We start from the raw sequence: 26,120 nt of genomic DNA, 5'->3' as shown, positions 1-26,120 counted from the left end.
ACTGGTCAGTTGGCGCTGCTTGCTTCAGCGCCCACATCCTTGGCCGCGAGCTTCTGCCAGGAATTCTGCTGCGACATCATCGAGCGGAGATAGGCGACGTTGGCATCGGCCTGCTGCGGCGAGAGTTCGCCGCGGGCGATCTTTTCAGCTTCCGGGAAGCGGCCTTGCAGGCCAACGACGAGCGCCAGGTTCTGGCGCACGCGGCTATCGGCCGTCGGCTGGCTTGCTGCCTGGCGCAGATAGGTTTCCGCGGTCCTGAGATCGCGGGTCAGCACGTAGGACATGCCGAGATTGGAGAGGATCGACGGCTCGCCCGGCTGCAGATCGAGCGCGTCGCGATAGCGCTGGCGGGCCTCGCTGGAGCGGCCGAGCTGATCGAGGATGGCGCCTTGCGCCGAGACGAGCTTCCAGTCGGGACGGTCGGCCGTCTGGGCGCGGCCGATGGTATCGAGCGCCTGCTGCAGCTGGCCGGCGGCGGCCTGCGCCTTGCCGTAGGCGGCGAGCACGTTGCGATCCTGCGGATTGGCGATCGCCACCTGCTGCATGACGGCGAGCGCCTGGGCATCCCTGCCCTGCATGCGCAGGAGATTGGCGTAGTTGACGCCGTTTACCGGATCGCGCGGGTTCTTCTCGTAGGCCTGGCCGACGCGATCGGTGGCGGAGCGCACTTCCTGATCGTTCATCGTCTCGACTGGCTTGTTCAGCGCGACCGGGATGGAGCCCGTCGTCATCTTGTCCTTGGTGGTGTTGCAACCGGCCAGCATCAGGGCCAGCATCGCGGTTGCCGCGCACTGGAGAAGACGGTTTTTCGAAGTGGTGTCGACCAAAGCAGCCATCGCGGTTTCCTGAAATCAGAAATCGGCGCCTGACCTAAAAGCGGAACAGGGAAAGGCTTTGACGCAATCTACGCTCAAGCAATAGTCTGTTAACCCTAACGGAACGTTAAAATGCGATTCCCGGACGCCCCCGAAGGATAAACAATGCCCCCGTTCCAGTTCATAGAGAGACCGACTCCCTTCAACAGCAAGGGCGGCCAGACCCTGCCGATCTTCGCCGTCACGCCGGCGCATATCGAAACCGGGACGATCGATCCGATCGCGCTCGATTGGGCGAAGAAGGCGGGCTACAAGGCGGAAAGCGGCTCGCTGCTGCTGATCCCGACGGCGGAAGGCTATCTCGGCGGCGCTCTCTTCGGCCTCGGCACCAATCCTTCGGAACAGCCCTATATCACCGGCAAGCTGGCGCGCGCGCTGCCGGCGGGCGACTGGCACATCGAGACGGCGCCGCTGACGGCCAACCGGCTGGCGCTCGGCTTCGGCCTCGGGAGCTACCGTTTCGACCGCTACAAATCCGAAAAGCAGCCGGCCGGCACGCTGATGATCCCGCGCGATGCCGATGCTGCCGATATCAAACGGCAGCTGGCCGGCGTGTTTCTCGCCCGCGACCTGATCAACACCCCCACCAACGACATGGGCCCGAACGAGCTGGAAGCGGCATTCCGCGGGCTTGCGGCGCATTATAAAGCGGAGATTTCGGTGATCTCGGGCGACGATCTCCGTCATAATTTCCCTCTCGTGCACACAGTCGGCCGCGCCAGCGCCGACGCGCCGCGCCTGATGGAACTGCGCTGGGGCAAGAAGGGTCATCGCAAGATCACGCTCGTCGGCAAGGGCGTGTGCTTCGACACCGGCGGTCTCGACATCAAGCCCGCCTCCTCGATGCTTCTGATGAAGAAGGACATGGGGGGTGCTGCCAACGTGATGGGCCTCGCGCTGATGATCATGGACGCCAAGCTGAAGGTCGACCTGCGCGTCGTCATTCCCGTGGTCGAGAACTCGATCTCGTCGAACGCCTTCCGCCCCGGCGACATCTACAAGAGCCGCAAGGGCCTGACGGTGCAGATCGACAACACCGACGCCGAGGGTCGGCTCATTCTCGCCGACGCGCTGGCCTACGCCGACGAGGAAGAGCCCGATTTGATGATCGACATGGCGACGCTCACGGGAGCGGCGCGCGTGGCGCTCGGGCCCGATCTGCCGCCCTTCTTCACCGACGATACGGATCTCGCGCGCGACCTGATGGAATCGAGCATCGAGACCGACGATCCGCTGTGGCGGCTGCCGCTTTATGCCGGCTACGAGAAGGATATCCGCGCCAAGTTCGCCGACATCACCAATGCGCCGGCAGGCGGCATGGCGGGTGCGATCACGGCGGCGCTGTTCCTCAAGCGCTTCGTCAGCCACGCCAAGAGCTGGGCGCATTTCGACATTTACGGCTGGGCGCCTTCGGAGCGGCCGCATTCGCCCGGCGGCGGCGAGGCGCAGGCGATCCGGGCGCTCTACCACCACATCCGCGAGAGCGTTCGTTAAAGCGCCTCGAGATCGTTAAAATTTTATTCACCCTGTGGGGCGGCAGATCAGCCGCCCCATTGCGTTGCGAGGATACGTGCCGGAAAATGGAACGCAGGCGTAACGAATGCGGGAGGGGCCGTGCCGATCGAATTGACCGCATCGCAGGCGCTCGGGCTCTGGCATGGCGTATCCCTCGACCAGGTTCGCCACGACGACCGCGATTTGACATTGCGCCAGATGGCGATCCTGCTGCATATCTATCTCGTGCCGCCGCCGCATACCGTGCGCGGACTGGCCGCCGAGCTCAACGTCACCAAGCCCGTCATCACCCGGGCGCTCGATACGATGGGCGAGATGGGGCTGGTGGACCGGGTGCGCGATGACAGCGACCGGCGCAACGTGCTGATCAAGCGCACCGTGGGCGGCGCGCTTTACCTGGAAAAACTGGGCGACCGCGTGCGCGAGCACGGGCGCCGGCTGTGACTTTGAGGACAAGACCATGACCACGCTCGACCGCCGCCTGCACGCCTTCAGGGACGACCTCGCCGAGCGCGGGCTGGAAGGACAGGTCACGGCGCAGCGCTTTACCGACGGGACGCCGGCGCGCATCACCGTACCGGTCGTGGGCCTGCGGCCGCGACCCGACGCGACCGTCGGTATCGACACCGAGCTCTTGTTTGGCGAGGACGTGACCGTGCTCGACCGCGCCGAGGGATGGTGCTGGATCAAGGCGCGGTCGGACAATTATGTCGGCTACCTGCCCGAGAGCGCGGTGAGCGATAAGGCGCCCGCGCCGACCCATATCGTCACCGTTCAGCGCACCTTCCTCTATCGCGAGCCGGAGCTGCGCAAACCCTATAACAGCATTCTTTCGATGGGCAGCCGCGTAGCGGTCGCCGGCACCGCCGAGGCGCGCGGCAACCACTATGTGACGCTGGAAGACGGCACGGCGATCTTCGCCAAGCATGTGCAGCCGATCGGCGCGCTTGACGGCGCGGATTATGTCGATATCGCCGCCCGCTTTGTCGAAACGCCCTATCTCTGGGGCGGACGCTCGGGACTCGGGATCGACTGCTCCGGGCTGGTGCAGCTTTCCATGCTGATGACCGGACGCGCCGCGCCGCGCGATACCGACATGCAGGCGTCAGCGCTCGGCACCCCGATCACCCGCGAGGAGCTGCGACGCGGCGACCTGGTGTTCTGGAAGGGTCATGTGGCGATCATGGAGGATGCGGAGACGATCCTGCATGCGACCGGCCATACGATGACGGTGGTACGCGAGAATTTCGAAGAGGCCGTCCAGCGCATCGGCTGGCTCTACGAACAGCCCAACGGCTATCGTCGACCGATCAGCTGACCGGTGGCTTCGGCCACGATGTGACGCCGCCGGACCAGGTTTCGAAGGCTTTGGACAACCGCAGAACGCGCATGTCGTCGAAACGGGGGCCGACGATCTGCAGGCCGATCGGCATGCCGGATCTCGAGAAGCCGCAATTGATCGACGAGGCCGGCTGCTCCGACATGTTCCAGGGAACGGTGAAAGCGATGTGCTCGAAGGGGCGGGCCGGATCGTTGGTCGGCGAGGCCCATTCGGCCGGATAGGAGACAATGGGATTGGTCGGCGACAAGACGGCATCGACCGTCTCGAACAGCGCGCCGCAGGCCTTGCGCATCTCGATCGTCTGGTTGAAGCCCTTCACGGCGGCAACGCCGCTGACATCGGCCCCACCCTTGGCCCAGCCGTAGATATAGGGAAGGATGCTTTCCCGGCGCTCCTCGCTCAGCCCCTCGATATCGCCCCAAAAGCGGGCGCGCCAGAAATTGTCGAGCCCATCCAGCATCGCCCGCGACAGCACCGGGCCGACAGGCACGATGACGGCGCCCGCACGCTCGAACTGTTTCGCCGCCGCAACGACCGCCGCCTTCACCTCGTCCTCGGCATCGAGGCCGCAGCCGGCGTCGAGCATCAGGCCGATGCGCATGCCCGACAGGTCGATATCGAGATCGGTCCAGTCGATATCGTTGGGCGGCAGGCTGGTACCGTCGCGCCAGTCCGGCCGCGACAGCGTCGCCATGGCAAGCGCCGCGTCATCGACCGTGCGCGTCATCGGCCCGGCGCAGCGGCCGACATAATAGGGATCGACGGGGATGCGGCCGTGGCTGGGCTTGAAGCCGAAGATGCCGGTCCAGCCGGCCGGGAGCCGCACGGAGCCGCCGATATCGGTGCCGATGTGGAGCGGGCCATAGCCGGCCGCTGCCGCCGCCGAGGCGCCGGCGCTGGAACCGCCGGGGTTCTGGCTGACATCCCACGGATTACGGCTGAGCGGGTGGAAGCTCGAGAGGCCGGACGAGAGCATGCCGTAATCGGGGCACGTGGTCTTGGCGAAGATAATGGCGCCATCCTCGCGCATACGGGCGGCGATGGGCGCGTCGTCAAGCGCCGGCGTCAGCTCCACGGCCCTGGTGCCGAGGGGGACGGGCTGGCCTTTGGTTGATATCAGCTCCTTCAGCGTGACCGGGATGCCATCGAGCGGGCCTAGCGTTTCGGCCTTCGCCCAGCGCTCAGTCGAGGCTTTGGCCTGGGCACGGGCGGCGTCGGGGTCGTAGAGATAGAGCGCGGCGATGTGCGGCTCCCAGGCGGCGATATGCGGCTCCAGCGCCAGCCAGTATTCCAGCGGAGACAGGCTCTTCGTCGCAAAGTGCCGCTTCAGGTCGCGGATGCTCAGGTCGATCTCGGTCATGGCGCGGTCTTTCAAAATGACATCATCAAATCAGCGGCGTCTTCAATCAGCGACTGGCCTCACGGGGATCCAGGAGATCGCGCAGGCCGTCGCCCAGCATGTTGAAGCCGAGGACGGAGAGCGCGATGGCGAGGCCGGGGAGGATGGCGAGCCAGGGGGCAAGAGCAAGATAGGTCTGCGCATCGGCCAGCATCCGCCCCCAACTCGGCGCCGGCGGGGCAAGGCCGAGGCCGAGGAAGCTGAGGCCCGCTTCGGTGAGCACCGCGAGGCCAAGCTGGATGGTCACCTGGACGATGAGCTGGCTCATGATATTGGGCAATACGTGGCGCAGCGAAATCGCCAGCCGCGTATTGCCAAGCGCGCGGGCGGCGAGCACGTAATCGCGGCTCCAGGCCTGCAGCGCGCTTGCCAGCGCAACACGGGCGAAAACCGGAATGAGGAATGTGGCGATGGCGGCGATCGCCGTTAGCCGGCCGCCACCGAGGAAGGCGCCGAGCATCATCGCCGAGAGGATGGGCGGGAGCGCGAAGATGACGTCGCAGACGCGCATCAGAAGCGTTTCGAAGATGCCGCGAAAGGCAGCCGCGGCAAGGCCGGCGATGGTGCCGAGCGTGCCGCCGATCGCGACGGCGACGACGGCTGTTGAAAGCGAATTCCAGCAGCCGACCATCAGCATGGAGAGCACGTCGCGGCCCAACTGATCGGTGCCGAGAAGGCCGAAGCCGAGCGGCGGCTGCAGCTTGTGGATGATCTGCATCTTCGCCGGCGGCAGCGGCGTCCAGACGAGCGACACGAGCGCGATGGCCACGAGGCACGCGACGATCGCGGCGCCGACGATAAGATTGACGCGCTTGACGCCGCGCATGCGGCGGCGGCCGATATTTGCTGCGGTCGAGACCAGGGGCGCCATCTCAGATCCCCTTTCTCAAACGCGGGTCGATCGCGAGATAGGAGAGATCGACCAGGAAGTTCATGAGGATGACGAGGCCGGCGAAGAACAGCACCACATCCTGCATGACGACGATATCGCGCTGCGACAGCGCCTGATAGGCGAGACGGCCGAGGCCGGGAAGATTGAAGACATTCTCGACCAGCACGGCGCCGGCCACCAGGAAGGTGGCTTGCAGGCCGAGAATGGTGAGGATCGGCACCAGCGCATTGGGCACCGAATGGCGCCAGAGCACGGTGGCTGCCGACAGGCCCTTGGCGCGGGCGGTACGGGTGAAATCCTCGTGCAGCGTGTCCAGCACCGCCGAGCGGGTGACACGGGTGAGCACGCCCGCCTGCGGCAGGGCTAAGGCGACCGCCGGCATCAGCACGGCCTTCAGCGCCGGCCAGAAACCCGCGCTCCAGCCCGGAAACCCACCCGCCGGCATCAGCCCTAGCGTCGTCGAAAACAGGATGATCAACAGCAGCGCCACCCAGAAGGCGGGCACGGCGATGCTGACCTGCGAGAAGACGGCCGCGACCGCATCGACAATACCGCCGCGCCTGGAGGCTGCGGTGACGCCAAGCGGGATGGCGATGGCGACGGAGAGCAGGATGGCGATGAGGGCGAGCGGCAGGGTGACGGCGAGGCGCTCGAGAATGAGGCCGGCGACGGGGACGCCATAGGTGTAGGAACGCCCGAGATCGCCGGTGAAGACGCCGGCCAGCCACTCGGCGTAGCGGACCAGGAGCGAGCGGTCGAGGCCGAGTTCGTGCCGGAGCGCCGCCAGCGTTTCCGGCGAGGCCGAGGTGCCGAGCATGATCGAGGCCGGGTCGCCGGGCAGCATGTCCATGACGGCGAAGATCAGCAGCGAGACCACGAGCAGCGTGAGTACGAGGCCGGCGACGCGACGGAGCACGAGGGCGATCATGCGGCGGCTCTTGGGGTTTTTGCCGGGCGGCTGATGGTGACCTTCTCAGGTGCGGTCCCTTTTAGAGGCAAGGGGAGATGGAGCGAGCTGCCAACCCCGAGTCTCTTCTCCCCAGCGGGGAGAAGGTGGCGGCAGCCGGATGAGGGGGCCGCAGGCTCGGTGGGCGCGATACCCCCCTCTGTCCTGCCGGACATCTCCCCCACAAGGGGGGAGATCGGCAAGTGGTGAGGTTTCGGCCAAACAATGAGAGTGGAACGACCGGGTAAGCCAAGCCGATCTCCCCCCTTGTGGGGGAGATGCCCGGCAGGGCAGAGGGGGGTAACCTTGGCGGGGCTGTACTTGAAGGACTCAGCGCGTGTAGCCCCCTCATCCGACCCTTCGGGCCACCTTCTCCCCATCGGGGAGAAGGGAAGAGGTCGGCGCGAGCGGCCCGCCACACGTCCCTTCGCCCCAACGGGGAGAAGGTGCCGGCAGGCGGATGAGGGGGCCGCAAACTCGGTGATTACCCTCACCTCTCCATCCTCTCCCACCAACACAAACCCTCCCGCCACCTACTCGTCCCAGGAGACGTTGGTGAGCACGTTCGATGGGATCGGCTCGTTTTCCCAGAGGCCTTTGAGCTTCTTGTCCCAGACGCCGAGCTTGGGCATGACGAAGAGGAACAGCGCGGGGACGTCGTCGGCGAGGATGGTTTGCGCTTCGGCGTAGATCTTGGCCTGCGCGGCCGGATCGGTGGTTTCCTGGACCTTCTTCATCAACGCGTTGAAATCAGGGTTCTTGTAGTTGAAGTAGTAGGGATCGCGGGAATAGATGTCGATGTCCATCGGCTCGGCATGGGCGACGATGGTCATCTGGTAGGCGCGGTCCTTCATCACGTCCTGGACCCACTTGGCCGGGAATTCGGTCGGCTCGATGGTCATGGTCACGCCGATTTCGGCGAGCATGGCCTGCATGACCTCGGCGCTGCGCGGCGCATAGGCCATCTGCGGCGACTTGATGGTGAAGGCGAAGCCATCGGGGTAGCCGGCTTCTGTCAGCAAGGCCTTGGCCTTTTCGGGATCGTAGGGCAGCTTCGCCGTCAGGTCGACATAGCCGGGATCATTCGGCGTGTAGTGGCTGCCGATCGGCGTGCCCAAGCCGGACCATGCGCCTTCGACCACCGTCTTGCGGTCGATCGCCATCATCAGGGCCTGGCGCACGCGCTTGTCGTTGAAGGGCTTTTCGGCATTGTTCATGCCGGCCACGACCTTGAGCTCGGTGTTGCCGATCTTGGTCATAAGTCTGGCATCACCATCGAACGAGGTCATCAGCTCGGGTGCTGCGAATTCGGGGATGGCGTCGACGTCGCCGGATTTCAGCGCCGCTGCCTGCGCCTGCGGATCGGCGATGAAGCGGAAGGTGACCTTGTCAAGCGCGACCGAGACATCCTTGTTCCAATAGCCGGCGTTCTTTTCCAACTCGACCTTGTCGCCCTTGGCCCAACTGACGAACTTGAAGGGGCCGGTGCCGACGGGCTTGGTCTTGTCGTCGGCCGCTGAGTTCGGCGCCACCATGACGGAGGCCGGCCAGCCGAGCCAGTAGAGCAGGCTGCCAGTGGGCTCGGAAAGATGCAGCACCAGTGTCGCGGCATCGGGCGTATCGATAGAAGAGATGGAGGCGAAGAAGCGCTTCTGCGGATTGACGGAATCCTTGCCGCGGGCGCGGTCGAGTGCGAACTTGGCGGAGGCGGAATCGAAGGCCTGCCCGTCATGGAAGGTCACGCCGTCGCGCAGCTTGAACGTATAGGTCAGTCCGTCGGCCGAGATCTCCCAGCTTTTCGCCAGCTGCGGCTGAACCTTGCCGGCCTCGTCGATCGTCACCAGGCCCTCGAAAACGTTCTGCCAGGTGACCTGGCCGATGGCGACGGGGGCGGCGATCGTCGGGTCGAGGCCTGTGGGCTCGATGGTCATGCCGAGGCTGAGCGTGGTCTTGGCGGCTTCAGCCGGCGTCAGGCTGAGCATCACCAGGCCGGCCGAGACGGCGGCCCCAAGCGAAAGACGACGAACGAGACGCGCGGAGGGCGCGAGCGAAAGCTTGATCATCATGTCCCCTTCATGGCCGCCGCTTGCTGCAACTGGCCGATTGCCGATAGAGTGTCATTGCGCCTGTGCACACACAATGACGATTTTGTGTGCTCAGTGTAGCCGAAAGAGCTACACAGGAATTTCCCGCCGGATGCAAGCCCAAGGCGATGCAAGTGCAAGACCGTCGGTTGGCGGCCGCTGCATCCGCTCAGCCCTTGCCGACAGGGCCGCCGGCGCGCTCGCGCATGAAGCGCTCGATGAAATCGAGAAGCTTGGAGGCGGCGAAGGATAGCTGGCGATCGGGCGCGACGCAGAGATCGACATGGGTGCGGATGGCGCTTCTTGGCGCCAACGGCACGGCGCGCAGCTGGCCGGCCTCGATCTCGCGGCGCACCGTCAGCGCCGGAAGCAGCGTAGCGGCGGCGCCGCTCAGCACCAGTTCCTTCAGCATTTCCAGCGAGCTAGTGACGAAGACGGCATCGAAGCTCAGCCCGGCCTTCTCAAACAGCGCGTCGAAAGCCTGGCGGAAGCCGAAGGACTGGTCGGGCAGCGCCAATGGATAGTCGGCTATATCCCTGAGGCTTACCTCCAGCCGCTCGGCTGCCGGATGGCCTGTCGCGACGATCAGGTCGTAGGCGATCTCCGAGCGCAGGCGGACCTTGGTGCCCGCTACGGCCGGCGCAAACAGGGTGACGGCGATATCCGCCTCGCCGCCATTGACCGCCTCGACGGCCTGGCGGGCGCTGGAGATGGTCACCTCGAAATGCAGCTTGGGATATTTGAGGCTGAACTCGGCCAGCGCCGGCGCCAGGAGATTGGCGACGGTGGCGCCATTGGCGTGGATGGAGACGCGGCCAGCCTGCAGGCCCTTCAGGTCCTCGATCAGCTGGCCGACATGATCGAGCTCGCGCAGGGTGCGGCCGGCGCGGGCGGCGAGCAGCTCGCCGGCGGCCGTCAGCTTGACGCCACGGGCGCTGCGCTCCACCAGCGGCGCGCCAAAATGATATTCGAGGTTCTCGATCTGCCGGCTGATCGCTGTTGGCGCGACGTTCAGGTTTTCGGCGGCCTGGCGCATCGAATTGGTGCGGACCAGTTCGTCGAAATACATCAGGGCGCGTATCTGCATCTCACCGTCTCCGCATTCGGACCAATGCCATCCTCTAATCCATCACAGGCGATCGGCATAGCGGTCCCGCCATGCCGGCTGGGCGCCTTCCACCGGAAGGGCCGTCGCCTCATAGACGCCGCGGGCGATGGCGCGGGCCATCACAAGCGTGGCGAGGTGGCAGAGTTCCAGGAATTCGGGCAGGCTACCCAGCGGCCTGGCGCCAGTGGCGGCGGAGAAGATGGTGTCGCCATCGAGCGGCAGATGCGCGGGCAACAGCGCCCGGGCGAAGCCGTCATGGCCCATGACAGCAAGGCGATGGGCTTCGGCTTTGGTCAACACCGCGTCGGTGACGATGGCGCCGATGGTTGTGGCGGTGGTGTTCATGCCCTTGAGGCGCATGGCGGTATCGCGCGCGTCGATTGCCTGCGGCAGGCCGAGGCCGCCAAATTCATTGTTTTGTTCGAAAGGCGCCGACCAGAAATGCGGTCCCTCGCCCACCGTGGCGGAACCCAGCGCATTGACGGCGACGATGGCGGCGATCGTGTGGCCAGCCGACGAGCGGGCGCTGGCCGAGCCGAGGCCGCCCTTGAAGGTTGCCGTGGTGGCGCCGGTGCCGGCGCCCACGGTGCCGAGCGCGAACGAACCCTTGCCGGCGGCGCGGAAGGCTTCATAGCCGAGTTCGCGATAGGGTGATTGCAGGCCCCAATCCTTGTTGCCGCCATTCAGGAGGTCCATCAGGATCGCCTGCGGGACGATGGGCACCCGCTGGTTTCCAACAGGAAAGCCGCGGCCCATGGCGCGCAGGCCGGCCTGGACACCGCCGGCGGCATCAAGCCCGAAGGCGGAGCCGCCTGACAGCACGAAGGCATCGACCTCGGTCACGGTCATGGACGGATCGAGCAGCGCGGTGTCACGGCCGCCGGGCGCACCGCCGAGCACGACGCCGGAGGCCACCGCCGGCCGATCGAAAACGATGGCGGTGACGCCGGAGCCGAGGCCAAGATCGGTGGCGTGGCCGACGGAGAGGCCTTCGATATCGGTGAGCAGATTGAGCAAGTGCTGCGTCCTATTCGTCAGTGGGCTTTTCGCAGATGGGCGATCAGCAGGAGGCGATAGGACGATATGGGAGGCCAAAAAACAAGACCGGCCCCGCTATAGGCGGGACCGGTCAGATATCCTCGAATTGTTTTCGCCCGGTCGTTTCAAGCCGGCATCGAACCATGCCCTCAGGCATGGATGGGTTTGGGATGACGGCGGGTCATCAGGTCGTGGATCGCGTGCTTGACCTCGGCCGGCGAGCTGAAGTGCTGCTCGTCGAGATCGTGGACGTGATACTTCACGGCGATGAATTTCAGCCGGTTTTCATCCGGAATGACGATGCCAACAGGCACGCCTGCGTATTCGATAACTTCTTTTTTCATGCATAGAACTCCTGCCGCGCGGAGTGCGTCGGCGATGGCGAATTGACTTGTCTTTTACCGTTTAAGGGGGGGACGAAGGTCACATTCGACAGTTCGGGCGGGAGAGAGCGCCCGGACGGTCATTGCCAAGCACCGGGCGCATCAGGAGCGTGGCAAGAATTTCAAAGTCGTTCATGTCTCATTCCTTTCTTCTGCGTCGTGCTTGCTTCGGGCCCCGGGCATGCCGGGACCGGCGGTTGGCGTTCCGTATAATCTACTTTATTTGTAGATAATACATAACGGACTGTCGGAAACATATTCCGAAACGTGTCAAAATGTCGGCGATTAGGAAAATATCATTCCGCCAAAGCCGAATTCACGAGAAGACCATTAGCAGGTCTTTGTGCACTTGGTATGACGATACGGAACTCTCTGTCGCTCGCAGCCAGAGATAGGGAGTGCGTCTGATTCCGGCAATGGGCTTTTGATTAAAAGTCTGTAAGCCTCGAAATGACCGAAATGGTTAACGGGCACCAGAGGGCGATTAACGCTTGAAAGTCAGGTGGATCGTGCCGCTGGGCGCGGTTTCGGATTTGACCGTGTAACCCGCTTCGAGGCCACGCAAATCATCCCAGAGGCGGATGCCGCGACCCAAAAGGATCGGCGTGATCGCGACGTGAAGCTGATCGACGAGACCGGCTTTCAGGAAATCGCGTGCGACCGTCGCCCCTCCGCCGACGCGCACATCCTTGCCGTTGGCAGCCTTCGTCGCCTGCGCCAGCGCATCGACGGGGTTGGCGCTGATGAAATGGAACGTCGTGCCCCCGGCCATCTCGATCGACGGGCGCTCCCTGTGCGTGAGGACGAAGACCGGGCAACCGAAGGGCGGCTCGTCGCCCCACCATCCGCGCCAGTCCGGATCATCGGGAAAATTGTGCAGGCCGAACATGCCGGCACCCATGATCTCGGCGCCTATATTCTCGAAATAGGCCCGCGCATAGTCATCGTCGAGGCCGGTGGTGCCGCTGCCGCTGGTGTCCTTGAATACGCGCTCGCGAAAAGTCCGCGTGGCCATGTAAGCGCCCACGAGCCGTGGCCAATCCTCGCCGAACGGGACTTCTGATGTCTGGTCGGTCGTCGTGGCGAAACCATCCAGCGAGATCATGAGATCGATACGGACTGCCATCGTGCTATCCTCCTCACAGGTCAAATACTAAGGCTATTACCTTTGTATCAGATCAGATTACTAAGGCAAGTGCCTTTCTAATATTGACCCGCAACTCGGCCTGCCGTAAAAAACGACATGCCCTATCACTCGACCCCGCTCGACCTCGCCTTTCACGCTCTCAGCGACCCCACGCGCCGCGCGGTGGTCTCGCGGCTGGCCGAGGGCGAGGTATCGGTCAGCATCCTGGCGGAGCCCTTCGACATGGCCCTGCCCTCCTTCGTCCAGCATCTGAAGGTGCTCGAGGATTGCGGGCTGATCGCCAGCGAAAAACGCGGCCGCAGCCGCTGGTGCCGCCTGGTGCAGGCGCGCTTCGACGAGGCCGCGGACTGGATGGCATCCGAGCGCCTGCGCTGGAGCCAGCGACTGGATCGCCTGGAGACCTATCTCGACAATACGCAAGATGAAGTGGGAGGAGATTGAAGAACATGGCAGATCCGTTTGGCAGCTGGTCGCTGGACCGCGAAATCGTGCTGGTGAAGGTCATCAACCATCCCCGCCACAGGGTCTTCGCGGCGTGGATGGACCCCAATGCTTTGGCGCAATGGTATGGTCCTACAGGACTTGCGATCGAGAGCATCGAGGCCGATATCCGCGAAGGCGGCGTGTGGCGGTTCGATATGGTGGGGATGTTCGAAGGCCGGGAGCAGCGCTTCCCCAATCTCATGCGCTTTCTCGAGATCGTGCCGAACGAGCGGATCGTCATGGACTACGGGACACCCGACCCCGAGGACCCGGATCGTTTCAGGGTCACCGTGACCTTCGACGAGCAGACCGACGGCAAGACGGTGCTGACCATGCGCCAGCTGCATCCCACCCGCGCGCGGCGTCAGTTCGTCATCGGTTTCGGCGCCGTCGAATATGGGCTACAGACGCTGGACGGTCTGGTGGCTTGGCTGGATGGCCAGGCAGGCCGCGGAGCGGCCGAGTAAGGCCGCTTACCAGCCCTCGGACAGCACCTTTTCCAGCATGTCGACGAAGAAGTCGGCGCTTTCGGCGGCAAGGCAGAGTGGCGGCTTGATCTTCAGCACGTTGAGGTGGTCGCCGGTCGGCTGCATGATGACGCCGAGTTCGAGCAGGCGCGTGCAGATCGCCGCCGTCTCCTCGGTCGCCGGCTCCAGCGTTTCGCGGTCGCGGACGAATTCGACGCCGAGATAAAGCCCCATGCCATGCACCGCGCCGATGAGCGGATGGTGATCCATCAGCGCCACCAACCGACCCTTCAGCCGATCGCCGATCTCGCGGGCGTTCTGCTGCAGCGCCTCGTCGGCCATGATGTCGAGCACGGTGATGCCGACGACGGAGCTGACCGGGCTGCCGCCGGCCGAGGAGAAGAAATAGCCCTCCTTCTCCAGCGAATCGGCGATCGCCCGCGTGGTGATGACGGCGCCGAGCGGGTGGCCGTTGCCCATGCCCTTGGCGACGGTGATGATATCGGGCACCACCTGCTGCTCTTCGAAACCCCAGAAATGATGGCCGAGCCGGCCATAGCCGACCTGCACCTCATCAGCGATGCAGACGCCGCGGCGGGCGCGCACCTGGCCATAGACGGCGGCAAGATAGCCATGCGGCAGCGCGATGCCGCCGGCATTGCCATAGACCGGTTCGGCGATGAAGCCCGCCAGCCGCTCGCCGCTGGCGTCGATCAGTTCCAGCGCGGCAACAACGCTCTGCAGATAGTCGCCGGTCGAATCCGGGCCTCGGAATTCGCCGCGATAGGTGTTGGGCGCGGCGACCGGATGGACCCAATCGGGCCGCGTCGTCAGCGCCTGCGGGTTGTCGGCGATCGAGGTGGAGACGGCGTCGCTTGCCACCGACCAGCCGTGATAGGCCTCAAGCAGGCTCAGCATGTTGCGCGCGCCGGTGTGGGCCCAGGCAAGCCGCAGCGCCAGATCGTTGGCCTCCGAACCGGAGTTGACGAGGAAGACGGTGTCGAGCCCTTCGGGCGCGAGGGCTGCCAGCCGCTCGGAGAGATCGGCGACGGCGGCGTAGTGAAAGCGCGAATTGGTGTTCAGCCGCAGCCATTGTTCGCCGACGGCGTCGGCCAGGCGCGGATGGCCGTGGCCGAGAATGGTGACGTTGTTGACCATGTCGAGATAGGCGCGGCCCTCGACATCGAACATGTACTCCTTCCAACCGCGCTCGATGCGCGGCGGGGTCTCGTAATAATGCTTCTGGGCGGCGGCGAAATGGGCCGTGCGAACGGCGAGGATTTCCGCATCGATGGGCTTCGGCGCCTCGACGGCCTTGCCCAACAGCGCTGCCGGCGACGGGCAGAGCGCCGACCAGGCAAAGACTTCGGCGGGCGTGCAGAAGAGCGGCGGCTCGGCACCCTTCAAGGTCGTGAGCTGCACGCGCAAGCCGCCGAGCGAGCCCTGTTCGCCAGAGACCACGCCGATCGCCTGACCAGCCTCGAGCTCGGCGCCATCCTCGACCGATGGGTCGAGACCGTCGAGATGAAGGCTGATATCGGCACCCTCGAGCACGAGATGGTGGTTCTGCCAGCTGATGCGCCCCGAGAACGGGGCCGCGATCGTGTTGCCGGCGGCCAGGCAGATATCGGCATGCAGGGCATAGGTGGCGGACGGCCTGGCGCTCAACAGGCGGGCGCGCGACAATCTGTATTCGCCGTAGCGGGTGGCGGCGGCATCTGCCTCGGAGGCAGCGCGGGCAAGCAGACGCCAATCCATATCGCCTTGGCCCCAATTCCCGGCGGCGAAGTGCTGGCTTTCGACGCCGAGGTCGACATAGAGCATGTTCTGGAGATCGAGATCGGGCAGCAGCGGATGCCAATGTTCGGTCGCAACGGCGGGAAGTTCGATGCCCGCCGTCTTCAGGATCGCCGTTTCCATGAGATCGAAGGGAACGGCGATGGCGGTATCGAAGATGCGCTGCTCGAGCACGAGGTTGGCGCGGACATATTCGTTTTCGGGATCGATGGAGATCTGCTGCTCGCTGCTCGCCACCAGAATGACGGCGCGGGCGACGACCAATGGCCAGAGCGCCCTGAGCTCCTCTTCCTTGAGCGGATAGACCTCGTGATAGGCCTTGACGGCGGGGAGCACGAAGAAGGGATCGCCACCCGCCTGGTGCAGAAGCGAGGCGCAGGTGACGGCGAGATCGCCGACCAGCCAGCCACGGATGATATCGCCGAAATCGATGACGCCATCGGGGATGAGGCGGCCGTGGCGGTCGCGGCGGCTGACGACATTGTCGCCGGTGACGTCATGGTGGACGGCCTGCAGGCGTAGTGCCGGCGCGAAGGGCTGCACGCGACGAACGGCGGCGACCATGTTCTTGGCGATACGGTCGCGCGCGGCGCCATCGGTGATCGCCGACAAGAGTTGGACGGCGACCGGACCGGCGCGTCTCAGGTCCCATTGCAGGTTGCGGTCTAGACCCGGATGATCGAAATCGGCCAGCGACTTCGCGAGATTGGCGCAGAGCGCGCCCAGCGCCGCCACGGATTGTTTGGGGAGATACGAAGGCTTGGTGAGGCCCTCGCCTTCGAGATATTCCAGCAGGCGAACCTGATAGGTCTGGTCGCGCACGACGACGGCGACGATGTCCTGGCCATCGGTGGAGGCGACCACGCGGGGCACGCGCGGCGCGCCCTCGATGCCTGCGAGATGACGGATCGCGGCATTCTGCGCCTCGAGCTCGATCGTCTCGTAGATCATGTGGCAGATCTTCAGGACATATGTCTGATCGCCGGTATCGACGCGGTAGTTGCGGTCCTGCTGACTTCCGAGTTCGCTGAGCTGGCCCGACAGACCGTAACGCGACTGCAGGATGTCTCCGGCTTCCTCGGCCGTCACATCTGGACGCCGAAGCTCGAGACGCTGAGCGAGCGTTTCATCGGTCATGGCATTCCCCCACCGCACGATTCGATCCTGCACAATAAGCAGATAATCGACAGCTTGCTATCGGCAAGCAAGGGATCGGGCGTCATCTCAAGTAATTAGAGGACGCCCGATAGCTGTGTCAGCCCATGCGCTCGGAGGCATAGCTGCCCGGGCTTGCCGGGAAGACCACGGTGCGGTTGCCGTTCAGGAAGACGCGGTGGTGGATGTGGGCGTGGATGGCGCGGGCGAGAACCTGGCTCTCGACATCGCGACCAATCGAAACGTAATCGTCGGCCGACTGCGCATGGGTGATGCGCGCCGTGTCCTGCTCGATAATCGGGCCTTCGTCGAGGTCGGCGGTGACATAGTGCGCGGTGGCACCGATCAGCTTGACGCCACGCTCATAGGCCTGCTTGTAGGGGTTGGCGCCCTTGAAAGACGGCAGGAAGGAGTGGTGGATGTTGATGATCCGGCCGGACATCTTCTTGCACATGGCATCGGAGAGCACCTGCATGTAGCGGGCGAGCACGATCAGTTCCGTACCGGTCGATTCGACGATCTGCATGATCTGCGCTTCGGCCTGCGGCTTGTTTTCCTTCGTCACCTTGATGTGGTGGAAGGGAATGTCGTGGTTGACCACCACCTTCTGATAGTCGAAATGGTTGGAGACGACGCCGACGATATCGATCGGCAGGGCGCCGATCTTCCAGCGGTAGAGCAGGTCGTTCAGGCAGTGACCGAAGCGCGAGACCATCAACAGCACCTTCATGCGCTGGTCGCCATCGTGGATCTCGGCTGTCATCTCGAATCTCTCGGCGATCGGCTGGAAGCCTTCGCGGATCGCAGACAGCGTCGCACCTTCTTCGGAGATGAAGCTGACGCGGGTGAAGAACATGCCGGTCGACAGGTCATCGAACTGCGAGCTGTCGATGATATTGCAGCCCTTATCGGCCAGATAGGTCGAAATCGCCGCCACGATGCCGCGTGTCGATTTGCAGGCTACCGTTAATACATATTGCGTCATGCGTCATATTCCTTGTTCAAGCGTCGGCCTTGTTTAGGCGTCGGCCTTTTAAGCGTTAGTCTGGGGCGACCGTCGAGCCTGCTTAGATCAAAGCGACATGGCCGATCAAGCACGACGCTCACGCCGCTGCACCAAGTTTATCGAGAAGAGCGGCCTCAATGGCAGCAACATCCCATCGACCGTCAGCTTACGGCGTTTCCTATCGGAGTCCGTTCACTTTGCGTCGTGGAACCGCGCATCCCCGCCGTGGCCGTGGTGCCCTCGTTGAATTTGAGGAAGCCGACGAGGAGCCAGCCGAGGCCGGCGGTCTTCATGGAAAAGATCGCGGTCGAGCCGATCATCAGGTTCAGGAACATGAAGAGCGACAGGGAATGGCAAAGCCGCTTCTGGTTCGGCGTCTGGCCGGCCGGATAGAAGGAGACGAAGAGCCAGAAGAGGATGAGGCCGAAGACGGTGGCGCCGTAGGTGATGTAGACGTAGCCGCTGTCGACGAAGGTGGTGGCCTTGTCGAGTTCAAGCCCCATCGTTGCCGGCAGATCCATGGCGATGATGTTTCTGATCGTGCCGCTGATGCGGCCGACGAAGTCGTCGTCATGGGCGTTCGGCTTGAAGGCATGAATGATGAAGCCGACCATGACGATGCCAGGCATCATCAGGAAATTGAAGATCTTCGGAATGAAGGGATAGATGACATAGCCGGCGGCGCTGACGATGGCGAAGATCAGCATGGTGCGGGTGTCGTTGGTCACCAGGATGAGCACGATCGTGGTGACGAAGATCAGGCGATCGAACAGCGTGATGCGATTGGCGAAGCTTACGAGATAGATGACCATGACGCCGCAGAAATTGGCGAGCGACACCTGTTCGAGAAAGATCGAGGAGGAGCGGTGATCGATCAGGCCGAACGAAAACCGCCCTTCGAAGCCGAGCGCGCCGCGAAACAGGCCGGAGTCGCTATAGGTGGCGGGGGGCACGCCGCGGGTGTTCTGGAAATATTCGGCCGGATGGACGAGCGCCACATAGGCCGGCGTCGAGATAATCTCGCAAACGAGCACGGCCAGAACCGTGAGGCAGCAGATCTTGAAGGCGAGCCGCAGCGTTCGCTCGTTGCTCCAGCGGCCGAGCACGGTGAAGGCGAAGATGATCAGGACGTTGCGCAGATGATCGATATAGCCGGCCTTGTTGATGACCATCACGTAGACAGTCAGCACGATCGTCGCGAGGAGATAGCCGAGAGGAATGATATCCTCCTCGAATATTCCCTTCTTCAAGATGTAGCCGAAGCTGTAGGCGAGGATCAGGATTTCGCTCAGCACCACGGCGGTTGGTGTCAGCGGCATGATGTTGTGATTGATGAAGGCAAGGATGGCGTTGTAGGTCACGCCGAGCACGCTGACAGCAAGGATGCTGTAATCGATCGGCTCCTTGGCGGTCGTGCCCTTGCCTGCCATAGCCTCAATCCACCAGCGTCTTGCACTTGGCCTTGTCGGCGGGCGGCGCTTTGATCGCGTTTTCCAGCGCGGTCATCTGTTGGCGATCCTTGCCGTTGCGCGGCTGGACGTTCAGCGTCTCGGTCTCCGGCCACCAATCGCCCGCCACCCAATAGGTCCAGCCGAGCCAAACATCCGGGTTTGCCTGCATGTGGTTCAGCACGCGACCGAGGCCCGCCACGCAGGCCTTGTCCTGCGATACGCCGAACTCGCCGAGGAAGACGCGCGTGTTGTTCTTCTTCGCCCAGTCGGTCATTGCAGTCACCGCATTGAGCGCGCTGTCGTTGCCGCTGCACTCTGCGTGCATGCCGGACGAATCCTGGTCGAAATACTGGTGAACCTCATAGGCGTAGTTCTTGCGCGGGTCGCGAACGCCAAGCATGACCGTACCGTTGGCGCCGCCCGGCGCATCCGCCTGCCAGGAATGGGCGCCGGTGAAGCGGGTGCCGGGAACGAGGATCAGATTGTTCGCCCCCGTCGCGCGGATCGTGCGGATCGCCGCATTGGCCGCCTTCAGCCATGCATCGGCGCCGATGTCGTAAGGCTCGTTCATCAGGCCGAAGATCACATCTTCTTGATTGGAGAATTCAATCGCCAGCCGCGCCCAGAATTCCGCGAAGGCGGTGTCAGTCACCGGCGGCGTGCCGATCATCACCTTGTCATAGTGAGCATAGTTATGAGGATCGAGAATGATGGTCAGGTGCTGCTTGCGCAAAAGCTCGACCACGTCCCTCAGCCGCTGCAACTCGGCCTCGTCGAGCGGCTTTCCGAGTTCGGGCTGCAGGCGCTCCCAGAGGAAGGGAAGGCGCACGGTGTTGAAGCCCTTCTTGGCGAAATAGGCGATGGTTTCCTCGGAGGGATAGGCATAGGCCTTGAAAACCTCGCCGCCACGCTCGCCGAATTCGGCACCGGAGAGGTTGATGCCCTGCAGGCATGTGCCCTGCGCGCTGGCGCCACCGGCCTGGAGCAAGATCGTTGCCAGGACGGCCGCCGCGAGGCGCCGCCGGAGGGAGGATTTGTCGCTCATTTGATACCGCTTCCGGGTTCGGCTGGTCGTTGGTGTCATTGCTTGTCCCGGCATCTTAACGGTCCGTTAGCTAAGGATTTCTAAAGTCGAGCCCACGTCGCCAGTATTTTAGAGGCGAGCAACGAGCGCGCGCATGAACCAGTTTGACAGGAACAAGGTTGGCCGGCTGCCGCAATGGCGCAGCTATGAGCCGCCGAACACCGAGCCCAACCGGACCGGCACGCCCGGACCGGTGCTGCGCCCGTCCGACTTCGTGCCCGCCAAGCCCGCGCCTGCCTCGCTGATCAAAGACCCCGCCCCGCAAGACACGCAACCGCAGAGCCGATCGAGACCTACACCGCCGCCGGCCGCCGAGCCCGCGCGGACGACCGAGCGCGACAACCCGATCCAGCCGAGCGCCGACGCTTCGCCTCGATCCGCCAGCACCGTCGCGCGCGAGGCGTCACCAGCGCCGCTTACGACGCCGGTGACGGAGACCGTCGCTGCACCCGTGATCGCGCCCGCCGTCGTCCACGTGCCAGAGCAAAGCGGACCGCTACTCGACACACGCTCAGCGATCCAGGCGATCTGGAGCAAGCGCCTCCTCATTCTCGGTCTCTCCGTGCTCGGCGCGGTTGTCGGCGCCGTCGTGCTGCCGATGTCGACGCAGAAATTCACGGCCAACACCACGCTCTATTTCGACCCGCGCCAGATTGGCCTCAACGATCCCAGCACGCAGGCCTCCGGGCCCTCGCCTGAGATGATCTCGGCGATGATCGACAGCCAAGTGCAGATCCTGAGCTCCGGCAACGTGATGCGACGCGTGGCCGATGCGATGAAGCTCGACCAGGATCCGGAATTCAACGCCGGCCGGGCCGATAGCGCCGCAGTCGTCAGCGCGCTGCAGAAGGCGCTCGTCATCACCCGCCAGAGCTCCACCTATGTGGTCTCCATGGACGTCACCACGAAGAACGCCGAGAAATCCGCGCGCCTCGCCAACCAGGTCGTGGCCTCCTTCCTGCAGGAAGAAGACGGCGCAAGCTCGGGCCTCTACCAGGATACCTCGACCACGCTCGACAACCGCCTGACCGACCTTCGCCAGAAGGTGCAGGAGGCTGAGCAGGCGGTGGAGACCTACCGTGCCGACAACGACATGGCCTCGACGCAGAACGGACTGATCTCCGACCAGCGTCTGGCCTCGCTCAACACGCTGCTGGTGACCGCGCAGGACAAGACGATCCAGGCCAAGGCGCGCGCCGATGCTGCCGCCAACCTGCGTTTCGAGGACGTGGTCGGCGGCACATCGCAGGGCGGCGGCGTTTCGACGGCGCTTGCCACGCTTCGCCAGCAATATTCGACGCAGGCCGCCATGGTGAGCAGCCTCGAGAGCCAGATGGGCACGCGCCATCCGCGCCTGCAGGCGGCGCGTTCCTCGCTGAAAAGCATATCCGACCAGATCCGCGGCGAGCTGCAGCGGCTGGCGAGCACGGCGCAGGGCGAATACCAGCAGGCGAAGAAGGCCGAGGACGCGGTTTCCAAGGAGCTGTCGGTTCAAAAGGCGCTGCAGGTAAACACCTCCGACAAGCAGGTCGAGCTCAACGAATTGCAGCGCAAGGCGACCGCGGCGCGCGATATCTACGAGACGGTGCTGAAGCGCTCCGGCCAGACCAGCGAGGAGCAGAGCCTGTCGCGCAGCAATGTGCGGGTGATCTCGCAGGCCGAGCCGCCGCTGAAGGCCAACGGGCCGGGCAAGACGGCGCTGCTGATTGCCGGCGTCATCGGCGGGTTCTTCGCCGGCTTCCTCCTCGGCGCGGGCTTTGCCATCCTCGCCAGCCTGTTTGCTCACCCGACGTTTCGCGGCTATTTCCGCAAGCCGGCCTAAGCTCGCATGAGGTCACGATATCGGGAGCGGCGCGTGCTTCCGCTTGATGCATTCTAATGGCGTGCTTACATCGAGCGCATTGATAGAGAGACCGGCAAACAGCCGGAGGGAATTGATGCGGCTTGGCAATTTCGAAAAAATCGTTCTCGTGGCGCTGACGCTGTCGAGCGGCGTTCTACCCGCGCCGGCGTTTTCGACCGACTGGGGGCGCGCCGGCCAGGGGCGTGTGCAATCGGCCTATCCCTATGCCAACCTGCCCGGCGTCAAGGCGCCTACCGACCCTTCGCTGGAGCCTAAACTGACCTGCCGCACCGAGACGCAGTTTGTGCGCAGGCGCTACGACGAGATCTTCCGCTCCGGCGGCATGCCGATGACGGTTTATGTGTGTGATCGAGACGGCGTGATTTCCACGGGCAGCCAGGTTCCTTTGCGCGGCCATTACCAGCCCGTCCGCTGATCGGCTCTTTCCCTTCCTCACGGAATTCGATACTCGTCGCCGACGCTTTTTTAAGCGATGCGGCCTTGCGAGGTCGGCGAAATATTTCCAAGGTTCGGTAACAATTGCATGTGCCCGTTCGTAGAGGATGATGTCGGGTGAAGTATTCGGCGCGTGAAGAGGAATGGGCAGACTGGATGCGCCGCGCGCTTGATGGCGACGTGCAGGCCTATCAGCGCTTTCTTCTGGCGGTGACGCCGCATCTGCGCGCCATGGCGCGGCGGCGTTGCGAGCAGTTCGGCGCGCCGGCAAGCGAGGCGGAAGACGTGGTGCAGGAAGTGCTGCTTGCGGTGCACCTGAAGCGCGGCACCTGGGACCCGGCGCGGCCGATCGGCCCGTGGCTGTCGGCCATCGTGCGCAACAAGCTGATCGACAGCCTGCGCCGGCGCGGACGGCATGTGAGCGTGCCGATCGAGGATGTGATGGAAACGGTCGCAAGCGACGACCAAACAACAGATGCGATGGACCGGCTCGATGCCATCCACCTTTTGGAAAGGCTGAAGGATCCGCAGCGCGACATCGTTCGCTCGATCTCGATCGGTGGCGCGGGCATCCGGGAAACGGCGGAGCGATTGAAGATGAGCGAGGGTGCGGTGCGCGTTTCGCTGCATCGGGCGCTTAAGAAACTTGCCGGCTTTTATCGCGGCGAGACGGACGATCGGAGTGGACGTGTTGAAGACGAATGAGCTGATCAGCCTGCTGACCGAGGATACGCCCGTGCGGATGCGGCTGGGGCGCGCGCTGAAGACGGCGCTTGTCGCGGGCATCGTCGCTTCGGCGCTGATCCTGGTGTTCGCGATCGGCATCCGCCACGACATTGCAAGCATGATGGGGACCACCCGCGTGCTCTTCAAGGTGAGCTTGATGCTGGTGCTCGCCATTCTCGCATCGACGATCGTGTTTCGCATCGGTCGCCCTGACGTGCCGGTCAGCGCCCTCACGTGGGCGCTGCTGGCGCCGACAGGCATGCTTGCGGCCGCCGTCCTGATCGAGCTCCAGGTGCTGCCGCGAGAGCTTTGGGAGCCGCAGATGATGGGGCACAATGCGGCTTACTGCCTGATGCTCATCCCGCTTCTGTCGATCGCGCCGCTTCTAGGTTTCATCCTGGCGCTGCGCGCCGGTGCGCCACGACAGCCGGCGCTTGCGGGCGCCGCAGCTGGGCTTGCCGCCAGCGCGATCGCCTCGGCGCTCTATGCCTGGCATTGCATCGACGACAGCCCGCTCTTTGTTGCCACCTGGTACACGATCGCGATTGCGCTCGTGACCGCCATCGGCGCAGCACTCGGCCGTCGTTATCTCAGATGGTGATGATCAAACGGAGGACAGAACGGCCACCCCGCACGCGGGATTGCTAGCCGCCATTGGCGACATCGCCATCGACCGCCTGCTGCTGCGTCGCCTTTGGCCCGACCGGCTGCACCACGTCGTCGATCCGATGCCCGGTGCCATAGCTCATGACGGCGCAGGCAATGATGACGGCCATCAACAGACAGGCGAGCACGCCCGTCAGATCGACCCTCAGCGTGATGCGGCGGCCATTGTCGGAAGAAGACGTCACGTTCGTCATGCAGCACCCGGTCCCTCGAATACTATCGATGAATATCGTCGCCTCCCAGCGGAGCGACCTAAGCATCATTCGAAGACGATGGAAAGAGATTGGGGCTTATCTAAGGGATCGATCGCTCGATAATACTTGGCAGAGTTGCATGAAAACATGGCTACGCGGGCAGGCATGGAAATAGGCGCGTCGGCACTTGCGATGAGGCAGTAACGAATGGCCCCACGTACACGCTATGCGCTTGAATGGAGCACATGAGCAAGTTAAAGCGGTATGGCTATGTAAACATCGGGATACTCAGAGCCATGTTCTTCACTCGCATTGGAAAAATTGTCGCCCACCTCATTTTCTGGTTTGGCCTCATCCGCGTTTCGGCGGCATTATTGATTGCCTTCAACACCCCTGACATGGAAACGAATGCGGCATTTTCGCGCCGCTATCTGGGAACGGCGACGACTGGCGAGGCTCTTTCCGGCAACGTTTTCCTATATATCTTCGCAGCCATCATTCTCGGCGTCGTCTGCGAGATCAGCGCGAGGCACGCAAACGTCGGCGCTAATGTGTGAGGAGCATTTTTTGCTGACTTAGGGTGTATCAGGGATATTCCCAGGCGTCATTTGGAAGGCGCTTTGCGCATTTCAAGACAAGCCCCGTGAGGGCTTCCGGTGAACCGGAAAGCGTATCGAAGATACTTGCTAAGTCTTGAAATAATTGAGAAATCTACGTTTCTCAAAAATGGAATGGTGCCCAGAAGAGGACTGCGCATTTCGGCCCCCTTCACGTTGCTTTTATTACATTATTTCAGAGGACAAGCAAGTTATGTTACAGACCCTTGTTAAACTGCTTACGCTGTCCATCTAGGCTTGCCATTTTGGCTGCGCCACCGGGCCATTCTAATCGTTTCATAGGACGCAACATCCAGAGTAGCGAGTTGAGTCGCCTGACCTCGTGGTCGAAACGACACGCCAGCAACCTCGAATAGCGATTCGCGTGGAGCCACTGTGGGATGCTGGTGAAGCTGAACGTCGACAGACGTGAAGCTGAACGTCGACAGACTGGCTGAACCGCTAGAAGAGATATACTTCGAGCCACAATGATGGTGAACGGAAGAACACTCTCGGGCCAAGGCTGAACCAAGCTGTGGGCTTGCGATATCAGCTGCAGTGTTGGATTAAGAAGGCTGAGAAGTTCTGACGAAGTTGGCGCTGCTGGCCCGGTGCAGCCATACGTAATGGAAGGCCTCGGCTTTATATCCCGTATAGGGATTTTGTTTCTACCAAACAGCGTTGCAATGTGATCTTTGATTTGCCCTTGCGTAGCGCTCGCTCGTCACCAGAATGGAAGATCCGCCATAGTTGAGTGAAGCGTGCTTTCTCTTGGCCGGGGACCCAGTCGGCGCGTTTTCTCCAGTCAATAGCCCATCTCTTACACATCTCCGCAAACAGCTCACGGTTAAGAGTGTAAATGAGCGTGTTGATCACTGCTGCCACCTCCTGAAGCTGTTTATAGCGAACAACAATTATAGCTGCCTTCTGCGCTTTAGGGATACCGAGTTGGACCGCGTTCCTCCCTGGAAGAAAACCATCAGCATGCACGATTCCATGCCGAAGTTGGCAGACTGAGTCGAACTCATCTAACAGGGTTTTGAACTTGTTGTCTTCCAGCTTGAAGCCAAGATAGCCAGAGCAAGCTTTAGTAAGTTCATCTTTTGATGCAAAGGACGCGTGCTCAAAGGCACTTTTGCTGAAGCCATCCCGACCATGCCAGAGAAGGCCGCCGAGATTTATTGTTTTCGCAGCAGCATTTGTTTGGGCTAGCGGGCACACCTCCATGCAGCTTGAGAGAGCAGTTCTGACGTACCCTTCAGCAGCAGACACGAGACCGATCAGAAGAAGTCGTCCGATAAAATCGTTCCCATCAAGATGGTCAGACGTTCCGTAGTTGAGCAATCTTTTGACCGTCCTGCGATAGTGGTCAATCGGAGTGACGTTGTCCGTTTCTTTGATATAGGAGGTTATCGCGCCGATCGCAGCTGAGGGCGGTGATATGTTTGCATAGTCTGCCAAGTCCAT

The 26,120-nt window shown here is 63.0% G+C and carries 25 protein-coding genes; 10 read left to right on the top strand and 15 right to left on the bottom strand.

The window, feature by feature from the left end:
* Positions 1-5 precede the first annotated feature (5 nt).
* Entirely contained in the window at positions 6-836 is an 831-nt protein-coding gene (locus ACVTFQ_RS18485) for a tetratricopeptide repeat protein (RefSeq protein ID WP_111563094.1), read from the bottom strand.
* A 144-nt stretch (positions 837-980) separates the two neighbouring features.
* Between ACVTFQ_RS18485 and ACVTFQ_RS18480 the strand changes: the two genes are divergently transcribed.
* The 3 genes from ACVTFQ_RS18480 to ACVTFQ_RS18470 all read left to right on the top strand — a co-directional run bounded on the left by ACVTFQ_RS18480 (position 981) and on the right by ACVTFQ_RS18470 (position 3,708).
* A complete protein-coding gene (locus ACVTFQ_RS18480) occupies positions 981-2,369 on the top strand; it encodes a leucyl aminopeptidase family protein (protein ID WP_111563093.1) in 1,389 nt (462 codons plus the stop codon).
* A 120-nt stretch (positions 2,370-2,489) separates the two neighbouring features.
* On the top strand, positions 2,490-2,834 hold the full coding sequence (locus tag ACVTFQ_RS18475) for a MarR family transcriptional regulator (protein WP_018899175.1): 345 nt from the start codon (positions 2,490-2,492) through the stop codon (positions 2,832-2,834).
* Positions 2,835-2,850: 16 nt separating this feature from the next.
* Positions 2,851-3,708, top strand: a complete 858-nt coding sequence (locus ACVTFQ_RS18470; RefSeq protein WP_111563092.1) for an NlpC/P60 family protein — start codon at positions 2,851-2,853, stop codon at positions 3,706-3,708.
* On the opposite strand, the gene ACVTFQ_RS18465 is transcribed toward ACVTFQ_RS18470, so the two are convergent.
* From ACVTFQ_RS18465 to ACVTFQ_RS18430, 8 genes are all read right to left on the bottom strand, one after another.
* Positions 3,701-5,092 carry an amidase gene (locus tag ACVTFQ_RS18465; RefSeq protein WP_111563091.1) on the bottom strand — a complete coding sequence of 464 codons (1,392 nt, stop codon included), beginning with the start codon at positions 5,090-5,092 and terminating at the stop codon, positions 3,701-3,703. The two genes, ACVTFQ_RS18470 and ACVTFQ_RS18465, sit on opposite strands and share 8 nt — an antisense overlap.
* Positions 5,093-5,138: 46 nt before the next feature.
* A complete protein-coding gene (locus tag ACVTFQ_RS18460) occupies positions 5,139-6,002 on the bottom strand; it encodes an ABC transporter permease (protein ID WP_111563090.1) in 864 nt (287 codons plus the stop codon).
* A 1-nt stretch (position 6,003) separates the two neighbouring features.
* On the bottom strand, positions 6,004-6,951 hold the full coding sequence (locus ACVTFQ_RS18455) for an ABC transporter permease (RefSeq protein WP_111563089.1): 948 nt from the start codon (positions 6,949-6,951) through the stop codon (positions 6,004-6,006).
* A gap of 551 nt (positions 6,952-7,502) precedes the next feature.
* Positions 7,503-9,032, bottom strand: coding sequence for an ABC transporter substrate-binding protein (locus ACVTFQ_RS18450; RefSeq protein WP_181459277.1), 1,530 nt, complete (start codon positions 9,030-9,032; stop codon positions 7,503-7,505).
* A gap of 190 nt (positions 9,033-9,222) precedes the next feature.
* Positions 9,223-10,140 carry a LysR family transcriptional regulator gene (locus ACVTFQ_RS18445; RefSeq protein WP_111563087.1) on the bottom strand — a complete coding sequence of 306 codons (918 nt, stop codon included), beginning with the start codon at positions 10,138-10,140 and terminating at the stop codon, positions 9,223-9,225.
* A 42-nt stretch (positions 10,141-10,182) separates the two neighbouring features.
* Entirely contained in the window at positions 10,183-11,178 is a 996-nt protein-coding gene (locus ACVTFQ_RS18440; RefSeq protein WP_111563086.1) for a P1 family peptidase, read from the bottom strand.
* 170 nt (positions 11,179-11,348) lie between these two features.
* Positions 11,349-11,543 (bottom strand): hypothetical protein, encoded by a 195-nt coding sequence (locus ACVTFQ_RS18435; RefSeq protein ID WP_018899167.1) that lies wholly within the window; start codon positions 11,541-11,543, stop codon positions 11,349-11,351.
* Positions 11,544-12,066: 523 nt separating this feature from the next.
* The gene (locus ACVTFQ_RS18430; RefSeq protein ID WP_111563085.1) at positions 12,067-12,708 is read right to left on the bottom strand and encodes a dihydrofolate reductase family protein; all 642 of its coding nucleotides are present in this window, start codon (positions 12,706-12,708) and stop codon (positions 12,067-12,069) included.
* A gap of 117 nt (positions 12,709-12,825) precedes the next feature.
* Between ACVTFQ_RS18430 and ACVTFQ_RS18425 the strand changes: the two genes are divergently transcribed.
* Both ACVTFQ_RS18425 and ACVTFQ_RS18420 read left to right on the top strand, forming a co-directional pair.
* The gene (locus ACVTFQ_RS18425; protein ID WP_018899165.1) at positions 12,826-13,170 is read left to right on the top strand and encodes an ArsR/SmtB family transcription factor; all 345 of its coding nucleotides are present in this window, start codon (positions 12,826-12,828) and stop codon (positions 13,168-13,170) included.
* Between the two features lie 5 nt (positions 13,171-13,175).
* Entirely contained in the window at positions 13,176-13,679 is a 504-nt protein-coding gene (locus ACVTFQ_RS18420; protein WP_111563084.1) for an SRPBCC family protein, read from the top strand.
* A gap of 6 nt (positions 13,680-13,685) precedes the next feature.
* Here ACVTFQ_RS18420 and ACVTFQ_RS18415 read toward each other — a convergent pair whose 3' ends face one another.
* The 4 genes from ACVTFQ_RS18415 to ACVTFQ_RS18400 all read right to left on the bottom strand — a co-directional run bounded on the left by ACVTFQ_RS18415 (position 13,686) and on the right by ACVTFQ_RS18400 (position 20,133).
* A complete protein-coding gene (locus ACVTFQ_RS18415; RefSeq protein ID WP_111563083.1) occupies positions 13,686-16,613 on the bottom strand; it encodes an aminotransferase in 2,928 nt (975 codons plus the stop codon).
* 118 nt (positions 16,614-16,731) lie between these two features.
* Complete coding sequence (gene purU, locus ACVTFQ_RS18410) at positions 16,732-17,616, bottom strand: formyltetrahydrofolate deformylase (protein ID WP_111563082.1); 885 nt, start codon at positions 17,614-17,616, stop codon at positions 16,732-16,734.
* Between the two features lie 182 nt (positions 17,617-17,798).
* The gene (locus ACVTFQ_RS18405) at positions 17,799-19,067 is read right to left on the bottom strand and encodes a hypothetical protein (RefSeq protein WP_111563081.1); all 1,269 of its coding nucleotides are present in this window, start codon (positions 19,065-19,067) and stop codon (positions 17,799-17,801) included.
* A 4-nt stretch (positions 19,068-19,071) separates the two neighbouring features.
* On the bottom strand, positions 19,072-20,133 hold the full coding sequence (locus ACVTFQ_RS18400) for a glycoside hydrolase family 5 protein (RefSeq protein WP_111563080.1): 1,062 nt from the start codon (positions 20,131-20,133) through the stop codon (positions 19,072-19,074).
* 133 nt (positions 20,134-20,266) lie between these two features.
* On the opposite strand from ACVTFQ_RS18400, the gene ACVTFQ_RS18395 reads away from it, so the two are divergent.
* From ACVTFQ_RS18395 to ACVTFQ_RS18380, 4 genes are all read left to right on the top strand, one after another.
* Entirely contained in the window at positions 20,267-21,994 is a 1,728-nt protein-coding gene (locus ACVTFQ_RS18395) for a GumC family protein (RefSeq protein ID WP_111563079.1), read from the top strand.
* A 115-nt stretch (positions 21,995-22,109) separates the two neighbouring features.
* Positions 22,110-22,451, top strand: coding sequence for a hypothetical protein (locus ACVTFQ_RS18390; RefSeq protein WP_047506624.1), 342 nt, complete (start codon positions 22,110-22,112; stop codon positions 22,449-22,451).
* A 137-nt stretch (positions 22,452-22,588) separates the two neighbouring features.
* Positions 22,589-23,176, top strand: coding sequence for a sigma-70 family RNA polymerase sigma factor (locus ACVTFQ_RS18385; RefSeq protein ID WP_112436931.1), 588 nt, complete (start codon positions 22,589-22,591; stop codon positions 23,174-23,176).
* Positions 23,160-23,798, top strand: a complete 639-nt coding sequence (locus ACVTFQ_RS18380) for a DUF1109 domain-containing protein (protein WP_313760006.1) — start codon at positions 23,160-23,162, stop codon at positions 23,796-23,798. The genes ACVTFQ_RS18385 and ACVTFQ_RS18380 overlap by 17 nt, the downstream gene beginning before the upstream one ends.
* 43 nt (positions 23,799-23,841) lie before the next feature.
* Here ACVTFQ_RS18380 and ACVTFQ_RS18375 read toward each other — a convergent pair whose 3' ends face one another.
* Positions 23,842-24,057, bottom strand: a complete 216-nt coding sequence (locus ACVTFQ_RS18375) for a hypothetical protein (protein WP_111563077.1) — start codon at positions 24,055-24,057, stop codon at positions 23,842-23,844.
* Between the two features lie 236 nt (positions 24,058-24,293).
* Here ACVTFQ_RS18375 and ACVTFQ_RS18370 point away from each other — a divergent pair, with 236 nt between their 5' ends.
* The gene (locus ACVTFQ_RS18370; RefSeq protein WP_112436929.1) at positions 24,294-24,614 is read left to right on the top strand and encodes a hypothetical protein; all 321 of its coding nucleotides are present in this window, start codon (positions 24,294-24,296) and stop codon (positions 24,612-24,614) included.
* Between the two features lie 681 nt (positions 24,615-25,295).
* Here ACVTFQ_RS18370 and ACVTFQ_RS18365 read toward each other — a convergent pair.
* Positions 25,296-26,120 (bottom strand): hypothetical protein, encoded by an 825-nt coding sequence (locus tag ACVTFQ_RS18365; protein ID WP_112436928.1) that lies wholly within the window; start codon positions 26,118-26,120, stop codon positions 25,296-25,298.

It is taken from the genome of Rhizobium sp. O111 (assembly GCF_055616315.1).
This window is presented reverse-complemented; position numbering and strand designations above follow the sequence as displayed.

Excerpts from the sequence above, each read along its gene's own strand:
- ACVTFQ_RS18485 (WP_111563094.1), bottom strand. The coding sequence starts at position 836 with ATGGCTGCTTTGGTCGACACCACTTCGAAAAACCGTCTTCTCCAGTGC.
- ACVTFQ_RS18480 (WP_111563093.1), top strand. The coding sequence starts at position 981 with ATGCCCCCGTTCCAGTTCATAGAGAGACCGACTCCCTTCAACAGCAAG.
- ACVTFQ_RS18470 (WP_111563092.1), top strand. The coding sequence starts at position 2,851 with ATGACCACGCTCGACCGCCGCCTGCACGCCTTCAGGGACGACCTCGCC.
- ACVTFQ_RS18465 (WP_111563091.1), bottom strand. The coding sequence starts at position 5,092 with ATGACCGAGATCGACCTGAGCATCCGCGACCTGAAGCGGCACTTTGCG.
- ACVTFQ_RS18460 (WP_111563090.1), bottom strand. The coding sequence starts at position 6,002 with ATGGCGCCCCTGGTCTCGACCGCAGCAAATATCGGCCGCCGCCGCATG.
- ACVTFQ_RS18455 (WP_111563089.1), bottom strand. The coding sequence starts at position 6,951 with ATGATCGCCCTCGTGCTCCGTCGCGTCGCCGGCCTCGTACTCACGCTG.
- ACVTFQ_RS18450 (WP_181459277.1), bottom strand. The coding sequence starts at position 9,032 with ATGATCAAGCTTTCGCTCGCGCCCTCCGCGCGTCTCGTTCGTCGTCTT.
- ACVTFQ_RS18445 (WP_111563087.1), bottom strand. The coding sequence starts at position 10,140 with ATGCAGATACGCGCCCTGATGTATTTCGACGAACTGGTCCGCACCAAT.
- ACVTFQ_RS18435 (WP_018899167.1), bottom strand. The coding sequence starts at position 11,543 with ATGAAAAAAGAAGTTATCGAATACGCAGGCGTGCCTGTTGGCATCGTC.
- ACVTFQ_RS18430 (WP_111563085.1), bottom strand. The coding sequence starts at position 12,708 with ATGGCAGTCCGTATCGATCTCATGATCTCGCTGGATGGTTTCGCCACG.
- ACVTFQ_RS18425 (WP_018899165.1), top strand. The coding sequence starts at position 12,826 with ATGCCCTATCACTCGACCCCGCTCGACCTCGCCTTTCACGCTCTCAGC.
- ACVTFQ_RS18420 (WP_111563084.1), top strand. The coding sequence starts at position 13,176 with ATGGCAGATCCGTTTGGCAGCTGGTCGCTGGACCGCGAAATCGTGCTG.
- ACVTFQ_RS18415 (WP_111563083.1), bottom strand. The coding sequence starts at position 16,613 with ATGACCGATGAAACGCTCGCTCAGCGTCTCGAGCTTCGGCGTCCAGAT.
- purU (WP_111563082.1), bottom strand. The coding sequence starts at position 17,616 with ATGACGCAATATGTATTAACGGTAGCCTGCAAATCGACACGCGGCATC.
- ACVTFQ_RS18405 (WP_111563081.1), bottom strand. The coding sequence starts at position 19,067 with ATGGCAGGCAAGGGCACGACCGCCAAGGAGCCGATCGATTACAGCATC.
- ACVTFQ_RS18400 (WP_111563080.1), bottom strand. The coding sequence starts at position 20,133 with ATGAGCGACAAATCCTCCCTCCGGCGGCGCCTCGCGGCGGCCGTCCTG.
- ACVTFQ_RS18395 (WP_111563079.1), top strand. The coding sequence starts at position 20,267 with ATGAACCAGTTTGACAGGAACAAGGTTGGCCGGCTGCCGCAATGGCGC.
- ACVTFQ_RS18390 (WP_047506624.1), top strand. The coding sequence starts at position 22,110 with ATGCGGCTTGGCAATTTCGAAAAAATCGTTCTCGTGGCGCTGACGCTG.
- ACVTFQ_RS18375 (WP_111563077.1), bottom strand. The coding sequence starts at position 24,057 with ATGACGAACGTGACGTCTTCTTCCGACAATGGCCGCCGCATCACGCTG.
- ACVTFQ_RS18370 (WP_112436929.1), top strand. The coding sequence starts at position 24,294 with ATGGAGCACATGAGCAAGTTAAAGCGGTATGGCTATGTAAACATCGGG.
- ACVTFQ_RS18365 (WP_112436928.1), bottom strand. The coding sequence starts at position 26,120 with ATGGACTTGGCAGACTATGCAAACATATCACCGCCCTCAGCTGCGATC.